At 67.7% G+C, this 19,048-nt stretch carries 23 protein-coding genes; 6 read left to right on the forward strand and 17 right to left on the reverse strand.

Going from position 1 to position 19,048, the window contains the following annotated elements:
* Positions 1 to 137: 137 nt before the first annotated feature.
* Both ACX9OW_RS06060 and ACX9OW_RS06065 read left to right on the forward strand, forming a co-directional pair.
* Entirely contained in the window at positions 138 to 566 is a 429-nt protein-coding gene (locus tag ACX9OW_RS06060; protein ID WP_111186849.1) for a PAS domain-containing protein, read from the forward strand.
* The gene (locus ACX9OW_RS06065; protein ID WP_459062068.1) at positions 563 to 2,095 is read left to right on the forward strand and encodes a flavodoxin domain-containing protein; all 1,533 of its coding nucleotides are present in this window, start codon (positions 563 to 565) and stop codon (positions 2,093 to 2,095) included. Before ACX9OW_RS06060 ends, ACX9OW_RS06065 begins: the two co-directional genes overlap by 4 nt.
* Positions 2,096 to 2,140: 45 nt before the next feature.
* On the opposite strand, the gene ACX9OW_RS06070 is transcribed toward ACX9OW_RS06065, so the two are convergent.
* The 15 genes from ACX9OW_RS06070 to ACX9OW_RS06140 form a co-directional block, all read right to left on the reverse strand.
* Positions 2,141 to 2,809: a sulfate/molybdate ABC transporter ATP-binding protein gene (locus tag ACX9OW_RS06070; RefSeq protein WP_277380735.1), complete on the reverse strand. Its 669-nt coding sequence runs from the start codon at positions 2,807 to 2,809 to the stop codon at positions 2,141 to 2,143.
* Positions 2,799 to 3,482 carry a molybdate ABC transporter permease subunit gene (gene modB, locus ACX9OW_RS06075; protein WP_065176130.1) on the reverse strand — a complete coding sequence of 228 codons (684 nt, stop codon included), beginning with the start codon at positions 3,480 to 3,482 and terminating at the stop codon, positions 2,799 to 2,801. Before modB ends, ACX9OW_RS06070 begins: the two co-directional genes overlap by 11 nt.
* Before the next feature lie 3 nt (positions 3,483 to 3,485).
* A complete protein-coding gene (gene modA, locus ACX9OW_RS06080; protein ID WP_459062069.1) occupies positions 3,486 to 4,229 on the reverse strand; it encodes a molybdate ABC transporter substrate-binding protein in 744 nt (247 codons plus the stop codon).
* 19 nt (positions 4,230 to 4,248) lie between these two features.
* Positions 4,249 to 5,025, reverse strand: coding sequence for a helix-turn-helix domain-containing protein (locus tag ACX9OW_RS06085; protein ID WP_197571123.1), 777 nt, complete (start codon positions 5,023 to 5,025; stop codon positions 4,249 to 4,251).
* A 55-nt stretch (positions 5,026 to 5,080) separates the two neighbouring features.
* Positions 5,081 to 5,446 carry a hypothetical protein gene (locus tag ACX9OW_RS06090; protein WP_197571124.1) on the reverse strand — a complete coding sequence of 122 codons (366 nt, stop codon included), beginning with the start codon at positions 5,444 to 5,446 and terminating at the stop codon, positions 5,081 to 5,083.
* Positions 5,443 to 6,000 (reverse strand): molybdenum cofactor guanylyltransferase, encoded by a 558-nt coding sequence (gene mobA, locus ACX9OW_RS06095; RefSeq protein ID WP_429000928.1) that lies wholly within the window; start codon positions 5,998 to 6,000, stop codon positions 5,443 to 5,445. Before mobA ends, ACX9OW_RS06090 begins: the two co-directional genes overlap by 4 nt.
* Positions 5,972 to 6,466: a molybdenum cofactor biosynthesis protein MoaE gene (locus tag ACX9OW_RS06100; protein ID WP_445394394.1), complete on the reverse strand. Its 495-nt coding sequence runs from the start codon at positions 6,464 to 6,466 to the stop codon at positions 5,972 to 5,974. Before ACX9OW_RS06100 ends, mobA begins: the two co-directional genes overlap by 29 nt.
* A gap of 3 nt (positions 6,467 to 6,469) precedes the next feature.
* On the reverse strand, positions 6,470 to 6,730 hold the full coding sequence (locus ACX9OW_RS06105) for a MoaD/ThiS family protein (RefSeq protein WP_164152877.1): 261 nt from the start codon (positions 6,728 to 6,730) through the stop codon (positions 6,470 to 6,472).
* Positions 6,727 to 7,983 (reverse strand): molybdopterin molybdotransferase MoeA, encoded by a 1,257-nt coding sequence (locus ACX9OW_RS06110; protein WP_128988281.1) that lies wholly within the window; start codon positions 7,981 to 7,983, stop codon positions 6,727 to 6,729. The genes ACX9OW_RS06105 and ACX9OW_RS06110 overlap by 4 nt, the downstream gene beginning before the upstream one ends.
* Entirely contained in the window at positions 7,980 to 8,978 is a 999-nt protein-coding gene (gene moaCB, locus ACX9OW_RS06115; protein WP_277380739.1) for a bifunctional molybdenum cofactor biosynthesis protein MoaC/MoaB, read from the reverse strand. Before moaCB ends, ACX9OW_RS06110 begins: the two co-directional genes overlap by 4 nt.
* An 8-nt stretch (positions 8,979 to 8,986) precedes the next feature.
* Complete coding sequence (gene moaA, locus ACX9OW_RS06120; RefSeq protein WP_277380740.1) at positions 8,987 to 9,967, reverse strand: GTP 3',8-cyclase MoaA; 981 nt, start codon at positions 9,965 to 9,967, stop codon at positions 8,987 to 8,989.
* A gap of 220 nt (positions 9,968 to 10,187) precedes the next feature.
* Positions 10,188 to 10,868: a L,D-transpeptidase gene (locus ACX9OW_RS06125; protein WP_065183014.1), complete on the reverse strand. Its 681-nt coding sequence runs from the start codon at positions 10,866 to 10,868 to the stop codon at positions 10,188 to 10,190.
* A gap of 142 nt (positions 10,869 to 11,010) precedes the next feature.
* On the reverse strand, positions 11,011 to 11,280 hold the full coding sequence (locus ACX9OW_RS06130; RefSeq protein WP_053519770.1) for a hypothetical protein: 270 nt from the start codon (positions 11,278 to 11,280) through the stop codon (positions 11,011 to 11,013).
* Positions 11,281 to 11,391: 111 nt separating this feature from the next.
* Positions 11,392 to 12,738: an MFS transporter gene (locus tag ACX9OW_RS06135; RefSeq protein WP_277380741.1), complete on the reverse strand. Its 1,347-nt coding sequence runs from the start codon at positions 12,736 to 12,738 to the stop codon at positions 11,392 to 11,394.
* Between the two features lie 66 nt (positions 12,739 to 12,804).
* Positions 12,805 to 13,551, reverse strand: a complete 747-nt coding sequence (locus ACX9OW_RS06140; protein WP_262100559.1) for a glucose 1-dehydrogenase — start codon at positions 13,549 to 13,551, stop codon at positions 12,805 to 12,807.
* 124 nt (positions 13,552 to 13,675) lie between these two features.
* Here ACX9OW_RS06140 and ACX9OW_RS06145 point away from each other — a divergent pair, with 124 nt between their 5' ends.
* Both ACX9OW_RS06145 and ACX9OW_RS06150 read left to right on the forward strand, forming a co-directional pair.
* The gene (locus ACX9OW_RS06145; protein ID WP_277380742.1) at positions 13,676 to 14,563 is read left to right on the forward strand and encodes a LysR family transcriptional regulator; all 888 of its coding nucleotides are present in this window, start codon (positions 13,676 to 13,678) and stop codon (positions 14,561 to 14,563) included.
* Between the two features lie 72 nt (positions 14,564 to 14,635).
* Positions 14,636 to 14,977, forward strand: coding sequence for an RcnB family protein (locus ACX9OW_RS06150; protein ID WP_053519774.1), 342 nt, complete (start codon positions 14,636 to 14,638; stop codon positions 14,975 to 14,977).
* A 97-nt stretch (positions 14,978 to 15,074) separates the two neighbouring features.
* Here ACX9OW_RS06150 and ACX9OW_RS06155 read toward each other — a convergent pair whose 3' ends face one another.
* Positions 15,075 to 15,971, reverse strand: a complete 897-nt coding sequence (locus tag ACX9OW_RS06155; RefSeq protein WP_277380743.1) for a retropepsin-like aspartic protease — start codon at positions 15,969 to 15,971, stop codon at positions 15,075 to 15,077.
* Between the two features lie 258 nt (positions 15,972 to 16,229).
* On the opposite strand from ACX9OW_RS06155, the gene ACX9OW_RS06160 reads away from it, so the two are divergent.
* Positions 16,230 to 17,282 (forward strand): sensor domain-containing diguanylate cyclase, encoded by a 1,053-nt coding sequence (locus tag ACX9OW_RS06160; protein WP_459062070.1) that lies wholly within the window; start codon positions 16,230 to 16,232, stop codon positions 17,280 to 17,282.
* A gap of 47 nt (positions 17,283 to 17,329) precedes the next feature.
* Here ACX9OW_RS06160 and ACX9OW_RS06165 read toward each other — a convergent pair whose 3' ends face one another.
* Entirely contained in the window at positions 17,330 to 18,247 is a 918-nt protein-coding gene (locus tag ACX9OW_RS06165; RefSeq protein ID WP_065176143.1) for a M14 family metallopeptidase, read from the reverse strand.
* Positions 18,248 to 18,391: 144 nt separating this feature from the next.
* On the opposite strand from ACX9OW_RS06165, the gene ACX9OW_RS06170 reads away from it, so the two are divergent.
* On the forward strand, positions 18,392 to 19,045 hold the full coding sequence (locus tag ACX9OW_RS06170; protein WP_445394392.1) for a DUF3348 family protein: 654 nt from the start codon (positions 18,392 to 18,394) through the stop codon (positions 19,043 to 19,045).
* Positions 19,046 to 19,048 lie beyond the last annotated feature (3 nt).

Genomic DNA, 19,048 nt, shown 5'->3' on the forward strand with positions numbered 1-19,048 from the left:
GTGCCATATGCGACATCCCGTCGCAGGCGATCCCTGCCTCCCCCTTGACCAATGTCAAACCGGCCGCCGGCACGCAGGGGTATCTCTATGCAGGACCCGAACACGCCGGCGTTTCCGGCAGCCACAAGGACCCTGCAATGCACGACACCCCCGACAACAGCCAGCTCCTGAACGCCCTGCAGAAGGTCATGGTGATCTCCACCACTGACCTGCAGGGCAACATCACCTACGCCAATGATCTGTTCTGCACGCTCACCGGCTTCGCACGTGAAGAACTGATCGGCCAGCCGCACAGCATCGTGCGCCATCCGGATGTGCCCAAGGCCGTCTACAAGGACATGTGGGACACGATCAAGGCCGGCGGCATCTGGACCGGCATCGTGCCGAACCTGGGCAAGGGTGGCGTGCTCTACGTGGTCGACACCACCGTGCAGCCGCTGCTCGACGCCGAGGGCAACATCACCGCGTACATCAGCATCCGCCGCGTGGTGAACGACCTGATGCAGGACTTCGAGCAGGTCGAGTTCAGCAAGGAGAAATTCGACGACTTCTACGAGGCCGCGTGAGCACCATCGCTGCCACACCGGTTCGCCGCCTGCTGGTGGGTTTCGCCTCCGAATCGGGCAATGCCCGCGCCCTGGCCCAGCGCCTGGGCGCGGACCCGGGCCTGCAAGCGCTCGCGCCGCAGGTGCTGCCGTTCAACGACATTGACGTTGCCAGCCTGGGCCAGGGCGATGTGCTGCTGGCGATCTCCAGTTCGTTCGGCGACGGCGAGCCGCCCGCCAACGGCGAACGCTTCTTCCAGAGCGTGTGCCAGACCGGGGCGCTGCCCGGCCTGCGCTACGCGGTGTTCGGCCTGGGCGACACCGGCTACCCTCGATTCTGCGGCTTCACCCGAGCGCTGGACGCGGCGCTGAGCGAACGCCAAGCCCAGCCGCTGCTGCGGCGGGTCGACGCCGACCTCGGCTATGAACGGTTCTTCCAGCAGTGGCAGCCGGTGCTCCGCCAGGTGCTCGAGGGCGATGCCGCCGCCGGCCAGGACCTGCATCTGCAGGTTACCGCCTACGGTGACGACAATGCCTTCGCCGCGCCCATCGTCGAGCGCCACCGCGTCAACAGCAGTGATCCGGCCGCGTGGCACCTGCAGCTGGATACTGCCGGCAGTGGCATGGTCTACCGCGCCGGCGACACGGTGCACGTGCTGCCGGACCACGACCCTGCACTGCTGCAGGCCCTTGCCACCTGGTACGGCGACAATGCGGCCATCGCCATGCTGCAGGACCGCGAACTGCGGCTGCTGGGCAGGGGCGTGCTGCGCGAGCTTGCCAGGCTGGGCGACAGCGAGCGGTTGAAGTCGCTGCTGAAGGTCAGCCAGAAGCGCGAGCTGGATGCCTACCTGCACGGTCTGGACGTGCTGGATATCCTGCAGGACCACGCCAGCCCGGACCGCGTGCCGCTGGCCAGGCTGCGCGACATCCTGTCAGCGCGCCTGCCACGGGCCTACTCGATCGCCTCGCATCCCGGCAACGGCCAGCTGAGCCTGTGCATACGCGAAGTGCGCTACACCCTGCGCGGCCGCGAGCGTTCCGGTACCGCCACCGGCAGCCTGCTGCGGGGGGGCAGCCACGCCCGCGTGTACTGCCGCTCCAATCCCGGCTTCCATCTGGCCGACACCGGCAGCGCGCCCCTGCTGCTGATCGGCACCGGCACCGGCATCGCGCCGCTGATCGGCCTGGTGCAGCAGGTGCAGGCCAATGGCTGCGGACGCGAGGTGCATCTTGTGTTCGGCGAGAAGCATTGCGAACACGATTACCTGTATCGCGAGCAGCTGCAGGACTGGCATGCGCGCGGCGTGCTCGCCGGCCTGCATCCTGCCTTCTCGCGTGACGGAACCGAAAAGGTGTATGTGCAGCATGTGCTGCGGCAGCGCGCCCGCGAAGTAAGGCAGGTGTTGTCCCGCGGCGGGCACCTGTACCTGTGCGGCAACAAGCGCCACCTGGAAGACGCGGTGCGCGAGGCCATCGACGCCATTGGCGGCCAGGGGCATTGGGACCTGCTGCGCGGGGAGGGCCGCATTCACTGCGAGCTGTACTGACCCTGCATCGATTCGGCCGGCCGTGGCCCGGCACGAGCGCATGCATCAATCGCCGACGACCCGGCCGTCCGCCATGTGCGCGACCTGCTGGCCGAAGACAACGGCATCCTGAGGATCGTGGCTGATCAGCAGCAGCGGAATGCCGGTACTGTCCAGCACCGCCGCCAGCTCCTCGCGCAGGTGCTGGCGCAGGTCGTGGTCCAGTGCAGCGAACGGCTCGTCCAGCAGCAATGCCTGCGGTTGGGTCACCATGACCCGCGCCAGGGCCGTACGCTGACGCTGGCCGCCGGAGATCTGCGACGGCAGCAGATCCCCCACGTGGTCGATACGGAACGCCTGCAGCCACTGCTCGACGACGTCGAAGCGCTGGCCACGGCGTGGATTGAACCAGCTCCGCTGCAGCCCGAACGCCACGTTCTGGCGCACGCTCAGGTGGGGAAACAGCGCGTAGTCCTGGAACACGTACCCCAGGCGACGCCGCTGCGGTGGCAGGTCGACCCGCGCGTGGGAATCGAACAGCACCTGCCCCTGCAGCGTTACATGGCCCTGTGCGGGCCGCAGCAGTCCGGCCACGGCCTTCAGCGTCAGGCTTTTGCCGGCCCCGGACGGGCCGAACACCACCACCTGGCGCTGCGTGCACTGCAGCGTGACGTCCAGTTCGAAGACCTGGCCCGCTGCCTGCATCCGGCGCCGCACCTTCAGGTCAAGCCACATCGCGCAGCTCCCTGCGATGCCCGCCCACCAAGCGTGCCGCCAGCAGCAGGATGACGATGCACACTACCGACGTCAGGATCACCAGCGCATTGGCCCTGCCGTCCTGCCCTGCCTGCACCGCCTCGTAGATGGCGATCGACAGCGTCTGCGTACGACCCGGGATGCTGCCGGCCACCATCAGCGTCGCGCCGAACTCACCCATCGCCCGGGCAAACGCCAGCAGGAGGCCGGCGAGAATGCCGCGCCAGGCCAGCGGCAGCGTGATGCGGAAGAACACCGCGGCCTCCGACACGCCGAGCGTGCGCGCGGCCTGCTCCAGCTGCCCGTCCACATCCTCGAACGCCGCGCGTGCCGGCTTGAACACCAGCGGCAGCGAAGCCACTGCCGCGGCGACCACCGCCGCCTGCCAGGTAAAGATCAGGTTGATGCCGAACCACGACTGCAACCACGCGCCAATGGGGCCGTTGCGCCCTATCAGCACCAGCAGGTAATAACCGAGCACCGTCGGCGGCAGCACCATCGGCAGGGTCAGCAGCGAATCCAGCAGTTCGCGGCCGGGGAAGCGCCGACGCGCCAGCAACGCCCCCAATCCAACGCCCAGCACCAGATTGATCGCCGTGGCCCAGCCGGCGACCTTCAGCGACAACCCCAGCGCGCTCCAGTCCAGGTCCATCCGTCAGGGCTTGCCGAACCCGTGCCTGGCCAGGATCGCCTGCCCTTGTGCCGACCGCACGAAGGTGGCGAAGCGCCTGGCTTCGGCTGGCTGCGTGCTGGCCCGGGTCACCGCCAGCGGATAGGCGATGCGTCCGGACACCGGCACTGCGAAGGCACGACGCACGCGGCCGGCCATGGCCTGTGCGTCGGTGGCGTAGACGAAACCGGCGTCCACTTCGCCCCGCGCCACGTAATCCAACGACTGGCGCACGTTCTGCGTGGTGACGATCCTGCTCTGCACCGACGGCCACAGGCCCGCCGCTTCCAGCGCACCCTTGGCATAGCGGCCGACCGGCACGCTGTCCGGGTTGCCCAGCGCGAGGCGCCGTACGTCGGCACCCGCGAGATCCTTCAGGCTACGTGGCCCGCCCCTGGTCTGCGGCGGCACCACCACCCACAGCGCGTTCACCGCGAACACCTCGCGGGTACCGGCAGCCAGCAGGCCCTGCTGCTGTGCCTGATCCATGGTGACTTCGTCGGCCGAAGCAAACACATCGACCGGTGCGCCCCGGCTGATCTGCTGCAGCAGCACGCCGGAGGCGGCGAAGTTGAAATCGACCCGGGCGCCGGGGTGGGCCTTCTCATAGGCGGCACCGAGTTCACGGAAGCTCTCGGTCAGGCTCGACGCCGCCGATACCGTCAGCCCGGCTGCGTACGCCGGCAGCGACGCCAGCACCCCCAGCAACATCAGTCCCGCTCGCATCATCTTCGGCTCCCCGCCAGATTCAGTTCGGATCGGATTCATCGGCCGATGCCAGCAATGCCAGGCGCTCGGGCTGCAACAACAGGATCTCCCGCTGCCTGACCGCGATGATCCCATCATCGCTCAGCCGGCGCAGCACGCGGCTGGCGGTTTCCGGTGCCATCCGCAGGTAATTGGCGATCTCGGTGCGTGCCATCGTCAGGTTGAACCGGGTGGCGGAGAACCCGCGGCGTGCGTAGCGCTCGGACAAGTCCAGCAGGAACGCGGCCATCCGCTCTTCGGTGCGATGGTTGGCCGCCAGCAGGGCGACCTTGCCGATCTCCGCACTGAGCAGGCTGAACAGCCGCGCCTGCAGGCCCGGCATGCGGGTGGCCAGCAGGCTCAGCCTGGGGAATGAGATCCGGCACAGGTACACGGTATCCAGCGCCACGGCATTGCAGGGAAAGCGTGCCTCGTGGATCGCGTTCAGGCCGATCACCTCACCGGGCAGACTGAAACCGAGCACCTGCTCGTTGCCCTGGCTGTCATCGACAAACGTCTTGACCATGCCGGCACGCACCGCCGCGATCGAATCGAACGGCTCGCCGGCGCGGAAGATGTAGTCGCCCGCGTGGAACGGGCCGACATGGTCGACCAGCACATGCAGTTCGCCCAGCGCGGCCTTGTCATACCCCTGCGACATGCAGGCATCGGAGAATGCACAGGTACTGCAGAAGTGCAGCGCGTCGCCGTCATCGGCAGCGGCGGGGTTCGGCGTCGCCGCGCCCTGGCGAACCTGTGGGGACGGAGTGGAGAACATCACGGAATGCCTGGATGAAGGCCTTCATCATACGGCAGGCGTGCCACGGCCGGTCTCACGGCGGCGGATGCTGCCCCCGCCGCTGATGGCCGCGCTGGCGCATGCTGTCGCGCACATCCACGTCGAACTGAAGCTGCAACGAACTGTCATCATCCAGCGCGATGGAAAATTCCAGACCCTCACGCGACGGCAGTCGTGCTGCCAGCCCCTGCACTGCATCGCGCGGCAGCACCAGCCGGCAGACCGTGCCACCGTCCAGCAGCACCGCCTGGTCGCCCCCATGCAGCGACAACGCGGTTCCCCACCCACCCGTGCCACCAAACCGGGTCAGGTTCTCCAGCGAGTCACCGGCCAGCAGTGCTGCCAGTTCCTCTTCATCGACACGCAGGCGCATGGATTGCCGCTGCAGCTGGACTTTCATGTTGCGATGGACTCCCAGTCGGCCCCGGTATTGCAGTTGAACAGCAAGGCACGCTCATTTTCAGGCAGCGGCAACGCCGTCGCCGCCAGCCGCTCCTGCAAGGCGCGCAGCGAACGCCGCGCCTGTGGATCTTCGATCAAGGTCCGCAGGGCCCGCCGGCAATGATCATCGATCTGCAGACACATCGGCAATGGCTCGCCGGAGAACACGCTGCAGGCGGAAGGCACCCCGTGCAGCCGATGCAGCAGGGCGCCGGTCAAGCTGGGCATGTCCACCGGCACCACCCACGCAACGGTATCGGGCATGGCCAGAGACACGCTGTAAAGCCCGCCCAGCGGGCCGCAGCGCGCGACCTGGTCGGGAATGCCATCGAAGGCCGGATAGTCACCGCTCACCCACACCCGCTGCGCACCGGCCTCGATCAACACGTCACGCATGTGCTCAAGCAGGGTGCGCCCGCGCCAGGGCAGCAGCGCCTTGTCGCGGCCCATGCGGCTGGACAGGCCTCCAGCCAGCACGATGCCGTCAATGGCCGTGCTCGTGGTCATGGCCATGTGCGGGCGTGCTGTCCGCATGGCACAGGCTGCAGCCCTCGCTCCAGGCGCTGTCGCCATCCTCGTAGTGTTCCTGCTTCCAGATCGGGCACTGGTGCTTCACTGCCTCGATCAGCTGCCGGCACGCGCGGAATGCTTCGTCCCGGTGCGGGCTGCCGGCGGCCACCACCACGGCCACATCGCCGATGCCCAGCCGCCCCTTGGCATGCGCCACATACAGCTTCAGGCGCGGTCCGAACGCCGCCTCCACCTCGGCCGCCAGGCGCTGGATTTCGTTCAGCACCAGCGGCTCGAACAGGTCGTAAGTGATGCCCGTGACCACCCGACCGACGTTCACGTCACGTACCTTGCCGATGAACACGTCGATACCGCCGAAACCCGGGTCGGACACCGCGGCGATCCCTTCTGCCGGGTCGATCGCCCCGTGCGCCCGGTTCACCACCTTCGCAATCGGCTTCGCGTCCATCGCTCAGCCCCCGCTCACCGGCGGCAGGATGGCCACGCGGCCATCCTCCGGCAGCACATCGTGATCGCGCAGCACGCGCTGCTGGTCGGCGAAGGCCGAATAGTCCAGCAGGCCAGCACGGAAACCGGGCCAACGCACCGGCAGCAGCTCGCGCAGCGCCTGGCGCAGGTCGGCCACGGTCGCACCCGACACCTCCAGCGTGATCTCCCGACGCTCATCCAGATCGGAGAACGCACCGAACAACTGCAACGTCACCTGTTTCATTCCCACTCCCTGCCCGTCAGCTGCACCGGGTCGGCGTGGCCCCAGCCCTGTACGCGCACCGCGCTGCCGGCCGGAACCAGATCGCCCTCGTCCTCCAGCACCACCCAGGCGTTGGCCTGCACCATGGACATCAGACGGAACGATTCCTGTCCGGACAGCACCCGCGCGCTCAGCTGGCCCTGCTCGTCCAGCTCCACCCGCGCACGGGCGTGGACGCGCAGACCGGGCGGCTTGCGCACCATCGCCTGCAGGGGAAGCCGCAGCACCGGTTCCTGCGCCAACCCCAGCAGCCGGCGCAGTACAGGCTCGACAAAGAACCGCTGCCCCACTGCCGCCGACACCGGGTTGCCCGGCAGGCCGAAATACAGCGCACCGTCGGGCAGTACCGCAAACAGCAGCGGCTTTCCCGGACGGATCGCCACTTTGTGGAACACGATGCGCGCCCCGCGCGCGCGCAGTGCGTCGGGTACGAAGTCGTAACGGCCCGCAGAGACCGCACCGGTACTGACCAGTACCCGCGCACCGGCCGCCAGTGCCTGGTCCAGCGCTGCATCGAACGCGGCCACATCATCACCGACGGTGCCCTGCCACACCACCTCAGCTCCGGCCGCGTGCAGCCGCCCGACCAGGTAGGGGCGGTTGCTGTCACGGATCTGCCCGGACTCCAGCGCCTGCGTCGCCTCGCTCACCAGCTCCTTGCCGGTGGCAATCACCGCCACCGCCGGTCGCGACATCACCACCACCTCGCCAACGCCAAGGGCGTGCAGCAGGGTCCGTGCGTTGATATCCACCCTCTGTCCCGCCCGCAGCACGCATTCGCCTTCGGCTACGTCCTCGCCCCGCAGGCGTACGTTCTGGCCCGGCCTGACCACGCTCTTCAGCGCGATCCGGGTCGGACGGCCCGCTTCGCTGGCGAGGATCTGCACGTTCTCGATCGGTACCACCGTGTCCAGGCCGCCCGGCATGCGCGCGCCGGTCATGATCTCCCAGGCGCCCTCGCCGCCTTCGGCATCGCCATCACCCGCCGCCTGCCAGCCCTGCACCGTGAATTCGGTACCCGACTCGAACGCCACCCCGTTGGCGCGCAGCGCAAAACCGTCCATTGCCGAATTGTCGAACGGCGGCAATGCCTGCGCGCTGTGGATGTCACTGGCCAGGGTGCGGCCTGCGGCCTCCTGCAGGGGCAGACGCTCGGCGGGAAGCGGCGTGGCCGCCTCCAGCAGGTGCTGCAGTGCTTCACTGTAGAGAATCACGCGTGGTCACCACCGTCGACCATCGCCAGGGCGTGGCCCAGCACCGGCGCCAGGATGTCCAGGCACTGCGCTGCCGCCTTCGGGCTGCCGGGCAGCGCGAACACCAGCATGCTGCCCAGTTGCACCACCTCGGCGCGGCTCAGCCAGGCCATCGGCGTGTGCTGCGCGCTCAGCGCCCGGACCATCTGCGCCAGGCCATGCACCGGCCGCGCGTTCAACGAACGCAGCGCCTCCGGGGTGAGGTCGCGCGGGCCCAGGCCGGTACCGCCGGTGCACAGGCACAGGCGCACGCCGTCGGCGGCCAATGCCTGCAGGCGATCCGCCAACGGCTCGATGCCATCGGGCAGCACGTCGGCAGCCACCACCTCGCCGCCCAGCTTGTTCAGGCCGGCCACCAGGGTCGGGCCAGAAACATCCTCATAAGTGCCTGCGCTGGCACGGTCGCTCAGGGTGATCACCGCGCAGGCCGCGCCTTGCAGGCCCTTCGGCGCACGCGGTCTGAAGCGCTCGCGTTCGGCATCATCCATGCCATCAGGATGCAGCCACAGGCCGCGCTTGCCACCTTCCTTGAACAGCAGGCGGATACCTTCGATGCGCAGCGCCGGTTCCACCGGCTTGCTCAGGTCGTACAGGGTCAGCAACGCCGCGTTGACGCCGGCCAGCGCTTCCATCTCCACACCGGTACGCGCCTCGCTGGCACACTCGCACCAGACCCGGATGGCGTGCCGTTCCGGCACCGGCGCGCAGAACACCTGCACCAGCTCCAGCGGCAGCGGATGGCACAGTGGCATCAGCATCGACGCCATCTTCGCCCCCTGCAGGCCGGCGATCTCGGCCATGACCAGCGCGTCGCCCTTCGGCAGGCGACGCTCGACGATCAACGGGTACGCCAGCGGACCGGCATGCAGCTCGCCCACCGCCACCGCCCGCCGGCGACTGATGCGCTTGTTGCGGACATCGGCCATATGGAATGCCGCGTTCAGTTCCCCACTCATCGTGCTGCTCATCCTCCGATGGAAGCCAGGTGCGGGGTCAGCCCGGTCCGGCCCTGGTGCAGGCCATGCCCGGCCGCTTTCAGGCCAAGCTGGGTGGTGATGCGCGCCAGCAGCGCGTCATGGTCGTCATCGTGCTGCAGCAGCGCGCGCAGCGGCACGCCGAAGTCGCCGAACAGGCACAGCCGCAGGTCTCCCCTGGCTGTTACCCGCAAGCGGTTGCAGCCCTTGCAGAAATCGCGCGAGTACGGCGCGATGATGCCGATGCTGCCACGATGGTCCGGATGGCCGAACTCGCGCGCCGGGCCGGCATCGGCCGCCCGTGCACGCTCGCGCCAGCCGGCAGCCAGCAACTGCTCGATCACCCCGTCGGCACGCAGGTGATGCTGCTGGAAATAGGCTTCGTTGTCGCCGGTGCGCATCAGTTCGATGAAGCGCACGCTGAAGGGACGGTCGCGCAGGTACGCCATCCACTGCGGCAGCTCATCGTCGTTGAGGCCGCGCAGCAGCACCGCGTTGAGCTTGATCGACGGCAGCCCCAGCGCCTGCGCCAGGGCCAGGCCCTGCTCGATCTCCGGCAGGCGGTCATGCCCGGTGATCGCGGCAAAACGTTCGCGCCGCAGACTGTCCATGCTGACGTTCAGCGCCGTCAGGCCGGCGCGGTGCCAACCCGGCAGGCGACGCGGCAACTGCGTGCCGTTGGTGGTGATGGCCACTTTGCCGATACCCGGCACCGCCGCCACGGCCGCGATGATGTCATCAAGATCCTTGCGCAGGCTGGGCTCGCCACCGGTCAGGCGGATCTTGCTCATGCCCAGCGCCGCGAAGGCGCGGACCAAGCGGCTGATCTCCTCGACCTGCAGGAAACGCGGGCGGCCATCGGCCTGGTACCCCTCCGGCAGGCAATAGCCACAACGGAAGTTGCAGGCTTCGGTCAACGACAGGCGCAGGTACGGAAAGCTGCGTCCGAAACCGTCGGTGAGTTGGCTCATGGCTGGTCCACCTTCTTGCTCCACCGTCCTGCCTGTTGCCGCGTGATGTCGGTGCATCACAGCATGCGGCCTGCGCTGCCACGGGAGTGTGACTGGGCCCATCATGAACGATTTCCGGCAGCGGGTGCACGCTGCCGGGCAACAGGAAGAGCCGCAGCCAGTGTCCGGATGGATGCGTGCCAGGCTGACCGCGCCGCCCACCGGGCCGGCGGCGGAGCGTCTACCTGCGGGCAGATCGTGCGCGCTTGCCGCCGTTGTGCTGCGCAGCCGCGCGGCTCTGTGCGAACTCGGGGAAGGTCTGCTCGATCGGGTCCACGTCCGGCAGGATGTAGAACACCCCGCCCCGCTCGAAGGTGGAACGGATGATGCGTTCGTAGAACTCCGGCGAGACGTTGATGCAGCCGTGGGTGACGCGGTTGTCGTCCGGCGACGGCGATGCCAGGCGCTCGACACGCCTCTCTGCCGGAACGCCGGTCGCGGTCGGATGGATGGAGACTGCGGACTCGTAGTCCACCCACAGCACCCGCCCTGCATCGATCGAAGGGCCGTAGCCGCCCACGAAGCGACCTGCAGGCGTGGTGCGGTCCCGTCCCGGAATGGCACGCAGGGCGAGACCCGCAACGCCGGGCGCGGTGTGGTCGCCGGTCGCTGAACCGAACAATGCAGGGGCCGCGCCGCGCAGCCGGCCGTCTCCACCGAACACCAGGATCTGCGCGGCAGCCTTGTCCATGACCGCGAACGGATAGCCTTGGCTGTCCTTGGAAGCCACGACCCAGCCCGCCAGTTCGATCACGGTTTCGGAGACATCCTGGCCGGGTGGCAGTTCATCAACGGCGGCCGACGGCGGCGCGACGGCATCTTCCGCATTGACGACACCGACCACCAGGAACGCCAACGCCACTGCCAGAGCAGCGCGATGGGCATGGCGCGCAAGGGAGGAGTGGGTATGGATGGGAGCATTCCTCGAAAGCTGTGTTACGGGAGGACACCAGTGGCCGCTGCGGCCACTGGGCCCCTGACTCCGATGTTCAGGCTACAGGCGGTCAGCCGCGCGGGGTGCGGCGAGGTGCCCGTTCAAGCTGCTGGACGCGGCCTTCGATCTGATCCAGACGCTGGTTGGCCTGCTGCGCCGACTGATTGGCCGACTCGGCGCTCTGCGCCGCACCCTGCACCTTCACATCAAGCTGGTCGAGCCGCGAGTTGATCGTTGCGAAATCGTCCTTGTAGGTGGCGCAGGCCCCAAGGCCTACGGTGGCGACAATCGCCACACCGAGCGTACGTGCCATCATCAGGTGCTGCTTGGTAAGAATCATTCCACTCCCTCCTTCGTCTGGGGTGTCTGGAATATAGCGGCGTTTCGGCACACTCTCCGATTGGCTTTCAGCTGCAGGTGGAAGACGTGGACGTCGCGTGAAGACCCCGTCTCAACCGCGTCGCCAAGCGAATCCGGCGGCAATCGCCAAGGATGCCGCGATCACCAGCGAGGCCACCACGAACGCGGTACGCACCTCCGCGGGCGTTGCCGTGTCAGGCGCGACGGCGAAGAACACACCGCCCACCAATGCCACCGACAGCGCCGCACTGATCTGCAGTGTCGCACTCACGATGCCTGCGGCCAGCCCGGCGTGGCGGGCATCCACATGGTCCACGCTCTGCTTCACCAGCGCCGGAAGCGCAATGCCCTGTCCTGCGCCGATCAGAAACAGCGGAAGCGGCAGCCACGACGGCATGTCCAGCAGCGCGAGCGTTGCGACCGCCAGCAGGCCCGCAACCTCCATCAGCATCCCATGCGATGCACCCTGTGCGGCCAGCCGCCGGAACGCCGAACCACACAGCGGCCCGAGAAGGAAACCCAGCCCCAACGGCAGGATCGCCAACCCCGCCGACGCGCTGCTGCGCCCCAGCGCGGACTGCTGATACACCGCGAAGACGAGAAAGAACGCAGCCAGCGCGTAGAAGAAGAATGTCGCTGACAGACTGCGCCTCAACCCGCGTATCTGCAGCAGCGATGGCAATACCAGCGGCATCTGCCCACGCCCCACGCATCGCTGCTCATGCCTCCAGAACAACAGCAGCAGGGGGCCGCTTGCCAGCAGCAGTCCTACGCACCACCACGGCCACTGGCGCTGGCGGCCCTCGATGATCGGTACCACCAGCGCCAGCAACGACGCCGCCAGCGCCACCGCTCCGACAGCGTCCAGCCGTGCTCCCTGGCGGGCGTGCGACTCACGCAGCAGCACGAATGCAGCCGGCACCGCGGCTGCGACGATGGGAAGATTGATGAGGAACACGCTCCTCCACCCTGTCCCCCACAGATCGGCTGTCACAAGCACCCCTCCCAGCAGCTGCCCGCCCACCGATGCGAGGCCGAAGGTGGCGCCATACAGGCCAAGCGCACGGCGCTTCTCGCTGTCCGGGAACAGGGCATGGATCGATGCCAATGACTGCGGGGCCATCAGCGCGGCCGACATCCCCTGCAGCAGCCGTCCGGCCACCAGCACTTCAGCCGCAGGCGCCAGGCCGCACAGCGCCGATGCCAGGCCAAACCCCAGCATGCCTGCGATGAACACCCGTTTCCTGCCGTAGATGTCGCCCAGCCGGCCTCCCAGGATCAGGGTCACCGCGTAGGCCGTGGCGTAGACCGAGATGACCAGCTGCGAGACATCCGGGGGCGCGTGCAGATCGACACGGATGGCCGGCAACGCGACATTGACGATGAAGAAGTCGAGCGGCGGCAGCAGCGTGCCTGTCAGCAGTACAGCCAATGCCATCCAACGGCGCGGATCGGGCGACACGGGGCCCGCAGCGTCAGCCGGTAGATTCATGTCGTCCCCCACTCAGCGCATGCCGCCTGAGGCAAGCAGGGTGTCGCCGCTCATCCATCGCGCATCATCGGAGGCGAGAAACGCAACGATCGGCGCCACGTCCAGTACCTGGCCTGTCCGGCCCAGTGGTGTCTGCGCCAGATTCCAGGCCTGGAACCCGGAATCGACGACACCCGCAGCATGTGTGCCCTCGGTCTCGATCAGGCCGGGATTGACCGCATTGACACGGATACCGCGCGGACCCAGCTCCCTGGACAACACGCCGGTGATGGCGTCCATCGCGCCCTTCGAACCGGTGTAGATGGCGCTGTCCACCGGCAGGATGCGGGTCACGAATGAACTGATGTTGATGATGCTTGCACCGGGCCGCAGATGGGGAACGGTGGCGGCAGTGACCAGCAGCGGGCCCAGCACATTGATGTCGAACTGGTGGCGATAGAGCGCCTCGGTGGTGTCCTCGATCTTCGCGAACCGGTACACGCCCGAGTTGTTCACCACCACATCCAGCCTGCCGAACGCATCCAGGGCCGTCGCCACCAGTGCATCGACCTCGCGTGCGTCACGCACGTCGGCGCGCACCGCCAGCGCCCGACCACCGGCGGCTTCGATATCGGCAACGACCTGTTCGGCGCCCTCCCGGCTCGAGGCGTAGTTGACGACGACGCTGGCGCCGTCGGCCGCCAGGCGGCGGGCAACCGCAGCGCCAATGCCCTTCGAAGCGCCGGTGACCAGCGCGACCTTGTCTTTCAGCGTGTTCATATCAAGCGGATCCAGTTCCAGGGGGAGGCGGTCAGTGCGACCGGGGCCCATGCTGGACCTTTCAAACTTGTATGTGGACTGACACTGATGCACATTTGTCGTACATTTTTGAACGAGCACGATCATGGAATGGGGTGATGTCCGTGTCTTCCTGGCGATCGTGCGGAGCGGGTCTCTGGGTGAGGCGGCGCGCCGCCTTGGTGTCAGCCATCCCACGGTGGGCCGCCGGTTGAAGGCCCTTGAACAGCACGCCCGGCAGCCCCTGCTGCGGCGGACGCGGGACGGGCTGGTCACGACCGATGCCGGTGATGCGGTGCTGGCCCTGGCCGAAGCCATGGAGAACTCCGCCCTGGCCATGGAGCGCCGCCTGGAAGGCAGCCCGGGCCGGCTGGAAGGCATTCTGCGCATTTCGAGCGCGGACTGGTTTGCCTGCCACGTGCTGACGCCCGTGCTCGCCGAACTGGTACGCCGGCATCCGGCGGTGGTTCCGGAACTGATCGCCAGCTATCGACTGCTGGACCTGTCGCGCCGCGATGCCGACGTCGCGTTCCGCATCGTGCCGTTCAGTGAGCCGGACATCGTCCAGCGCCTCGTGATGACCCTGCCCTACGGCCTGTATGGTTCGGTCTCGACCATCGCCCGGCTGCAGGACGACCCCGATTCGGTCGGGCTCATCCTGATGAACACCGCGCAGTCGCACTTCCCCGACGTGGAATGGTTGCTGCAGCGGTTTCCGCGTTCGCCGCGCGCATTCACCAGTACCAGTCGCAGTGTCCAGGCGCAGATGTGCCTGCACGGTACCGGCATCGCCGTGCTGCCCCGTGCGTTGGGTGACGCGGTGGCCGGACTGCAGCGCATCGAATCACACGGGACGCCCCCTTCGCGGGGCATCTGGGTGGGCTATCACCAGGATCTGCGCCACATGGACCGTCTGCGTGCCCTGCTGGACATCCTCGATTCGACACTGCCGCCAACAGGCGCCGCCCCCTCAGCAGGGAAACAGACAGCATGATTCCGTTCACGGGCGTTGGCCTATGGTCCACCTCACCAGGCCGGCAGGACCGGTCACTGACAGGAGGATGCCATGAGGACCCGACACGTCGTACCTGCTCTGATGGTGGCACTGCTCGCCGTCGCACCGGCCTGGGCGGATCCGCCGCACCACGCCCGCGGGAACGGTCCCCCGCCGCACGCAGGCGGACCGCACAACCGCGACGCACCGCCGCCGGGATGGCAGAAGAAGGCATGGCGGCGCGGCGATCATCTGCCGTGGGCGGAAGTGGATCGTCGCTACTGGGTAGATGACTACGCACGCTACAGGCTGCGTGATCCCGGCCGCGGCCAGCGCTGGGTCCGCCAGAGCGACACCGAGTATCTGCTTGTTGAAATCGCCACCGGCGTGATCGTCGACGCGCTGCGTCGGTGAACGCAGCCCTGGCTGACCCATCGGGCGCAGACGCGCGATGGGTCAGCCCTTCCTGCGCTGCCTGCCGCTGCTGCGTCCAGCGGTGGGCGCTGAAGGGCTAGTTCGGCAGGGCGCGTGCGTTCGCGTTTGGCCGCAGATGGACCTGCCCGTTTCTGGTATCCAGCAGGATGTTGAAGTTGCGCAGTGCTTCACTGCCCAGCGCGCCGTCGGCATTGGATCCATCCTCATCGATGGTGAACGACACCTTGGGCTGTTCCAGTCGCAGCCCGCCCACATCGACCGATGCGATCCGTGCATCGACGGCCCGGATCTTCCTGCCCGCCGAGCCGCTGAACTGTGAGGTACCGATCGTGCGGGTGAACACCTCCTGCAGTCGGTGGCGCGAGCTGTACGCATGGCCCAGATCGATGGCGCCGTTGCTGCCGGTGTCCACGAACAGCCAGGCCGCAAGTGTCGAGCCACCCTCACGCAGAAGCACTTCGATGGCGGGCGTATTGTCGATCCAGCGGACGTTCGCGCGGGTGTATCCGTGCAGATCCGGCAACCGGTCGTGCACGCGCAGCAGCTTGCGGTCGTAGTCGATCTCGATGATGCGCCCCGCGAAGAATGTCCAGCCAAGCACGGCGTCGAACGGACGCTTGCCGTAGTCGATCACGGCCGCCCCCATCGTCCGGCGCATGTCTCCCACGACGACCGTGTTGTGGGTACTGTAGTCCACGAAACTCACGCCGTCGGAGCCGGTGTTCTCGGAGCGGTCATCGACCTGCATCGACGCCGCCTTGCGGGTGGCAACCGTGACTGCCAGTCCGTCAGCGCCGGTGTCGACAAGAAAGCGCAGCGGTCCTGACTGGTTGATCCGCCCTTCCACATAGATCCGGTGATCCTTGTCCTGCTCGAAAGGAAGGGTGATCGTCCCGGCCGCGGCGCGGGACTGCGGAAGAACAAGCAGCCCCGCAACCAGGGCGACGTACCACGAACGTATGGACTGGCGCATTGATGGCTTCCAGTGGAGGGCAACGGCAGATTGCCGCCTGCCTTGGATGCGGCAGGGGTGCAGAAGGTTTAGACGCCTGCCGCGCTGCCCTCGATGATTCCGGACCGAAGCAAACCGGCGCCCGCGGCCCCGTGTTGCCATCCGGCGCTGACGTCGGCGACCGCAGCATGCACGGGCCGTTGACGTCGCAATGCCAGACTGCTGGAGCGCGCTCCACCGTGGAGCGCCGTTGGTCGTGCGATCTTGGGGGGATCGGCAATGCCCTACTTCACTGATTCGACCGAGGTGGCCGTCGAGGGTATCGGCGCGGCGCGGCGCATCGGTTGGATGCGGTTCGTCGGCAGCAGCCTGGCGGCCCTCCCCCTGGCCTCCATCCTGCTCGAACGCCAGGATGGCGTGTGGCCATGGACGCTGCTGCTGCTCAACGCGCTGGCATGGCCGACGATCGCTCTGGTCCTCACCCGGCCTTCCCCCGAGCCGGCCGCCACCCAGTTCCGCTGCATGGTGCTCGATTCCTTCCTTGGCGGCGCGTGGATCGCGTTCATCGCCCTCAGCATCGTGCCCAGCGCACTGTTCACCGCCCTGCTGGTGGCCGACAAGATCGCAGCAGGGGGAGTGCGGCTGGCGCTGCGGGCGACGCTGGCGCTGGTGCTGGGTTTTGGACTCGTCTGGTTCGCGCTGGGCTTCCCCTACCAGCCGACCACCTCGCAACGCAGCATCATGCTGAGCATGCCGTTCCTGTTCGTGTACGGCATCGGCCTCAGCATCCTGAGCTGGCAACTCGCGCGCCGGGTCAAATCACAGAACCGGCAGCTGCGGCGGCTGAGCCGGATGGATCCGCTGGTGGAGCTGGCCAACCGGGGCTTCCTGATCCACCGTGCCCAGCAGGCGCTGGACAAATCCCAGCGCCACGGTGGCATGGCGTGCCTGTTGATGCTGGATGTGGATGACTTCAAGCGCATCAACGACTCGCAGGGGCATCGCGCCGGCGATCAGGTCCTGCGGCATATCGCCACGACACTGCGCGAATTCGCCAGCCCGGCCGATACAGCTGCACGGCTCGGGGGGGATGAGTTCGTCGTGCTGCTGCGCGACTGCGCCGCGTCAGACGCCATGCAGATGGCGGCACGCATCCGGCAACGCCTGCACGAGAACGCACGCCGGACAGGACCGGCGAGCGATTTCAGTGTCAGCATGGGAGTCGCTGCGAGCCCGCGACACGGCAGTGTCGAGGACTGGCTGGCACTGGCCGACCGAGCCCTCTACCACGCCAAGCGGCAAGGCAAGGACACCGCCAGTTTCGCCGAGTAATGGCCGCGTAGCAGCGTCATCCCGGTCGGTCGCGGTCCCGATCCGGATCAGTGCGCCAGGGCGAAATCCAGGCCCGCACAGACCGCCGCGACCTGCGCGTCGTTGCACTCCTGCGGGTGGGTACGCGGACTGTCCGGGTAGACCTCCGTGGTGGTGGCAAAACGCGCATCGGTGAATCCGGCGCAGGCCCCGATCGAGCGCGATTCACCCCATACCACGCCCGGTGACTGCAACGGCAGGCCGACCAGGTTGCCTTCGGCATCGGCCGGGGCGATATGGGTGATCGGCGCCACGGCAGCGATCAGCGCCCGCTGGAATGCCGGTTGCGGGTCTTCGCTGTTGCCGATCACGTAGAAGCCATCGGGAATGGTGTCCCGCTCGAAGGGCTTGCCATCACGGGCGCAACGGGCCGGGTCGAACTCGTGCAGGTCGCTGTCGGTGGTTTCGTGCAGGTCCAGGTGCACCCGGATGTCGGCCTTGCGCCCGGCCACCCAGCGCATCAGCGAGGCGGCTTCCTCGATCAGGCCGCCGTCGCGGAAGCTGCGGTTCGGGTCCAGGGCAGCGGGGTTCCAGCGCTGGATGCGCTCATAGCCCCACGGACTCACGCAGGGGGCCACGATCAGGTTCAGACGCCCCAGGTAGCGCTCGGCCTGCTGCTCCAGGAACTGCAGGGCACCGTGTACGCCGCTGGTCTCATATCCATGCACGCCGCCGGTAACCAGCGCCGTCGGCAGTGCCGGGTTCCAGTCGTGGTTGACCACGGCGAACAGGGGATAGTGGTCCGGCGCGTAATCGAGCTGCCCGTACTGGATCACGTCGAAACGCTCGTCCAGGCGTTCCAGCGCCGCCACCACATCGTCATGGTAGCTGCGCTGGCGTTGCTGGCGGGCCCGCCACTGCGCGCGTTCCGGATCGCCCCAGGGCTGTCCGGGGGTGCCGATCGGGTAGAACTGCGCAACAGTCATGGGTGCTCCAGAGGTCGAACGTGGTGAGTGCAGCCGGTCATTCTAAGCCTTGTGGCGCCTGCGGGCCCGCCCACCCGTCCCGCCCTTCATCCAGCCAGGCTCATCTGGCTGTAAAATCAACGGTTTTTGGCCCCTCACCCCTTGATGGCGAACGCAGCGCAGACGGTCCTGGGTGGACCGGATTTCCTTCGCCTGCTCGCCCGTCTCAGCGACGGCGCGATGCCGGCCACCAGTCCCGTCCTGACCGATCGCCTCGGTCAGTGGGTGGACTGGAGCCGTGCTGTCGCGCTGTCGACGGCACTGGGCGGACGCGTGCCTGCAGCGGCGGACGCGGGCGAGGCGATGGACGACCTGCTGGCCGACTGCGAGCAGGCCCATGCCAGCCTGCTGGCGTCGATTCGTGACGACGCCGAAGCCGAGCGCCTGCTCGATCTGGCCGAGGCGGCCGCCACACCCACCTTTGCCTCGTTGCGGCAGCGCTACCGGGTGCTGCAGCAGGCCATCCAGACCGCGACCGGACGCCTGCGCGGACGCCTCCGTGACCAGTTGCTGCGGGCCTCGCCCGATTTGGCGCGGCTGGCCGAGATCGACGCCGTGATGGAGCAGACCCTCAGCCCGCGCGAGCACAGCCTGCTGGCCATCGCCCCGTCAGTGCTGGGCACCCGCTTCGACCGCGTGCATGGCCAGCCTGGCTGGCGCACCGCATTCCGCCATGACATGCGCTCGCTGCTGCTTGCCGAGCTGCAGCTGCGCTTCCACCCGATCGAGGGGCTGCTGGCAGCCCTGCGCTCCCACTGACCC

The sequence above is a fragment of the Stenotrophomonas genospecies 5 genome (assembly GCF_054473825.1).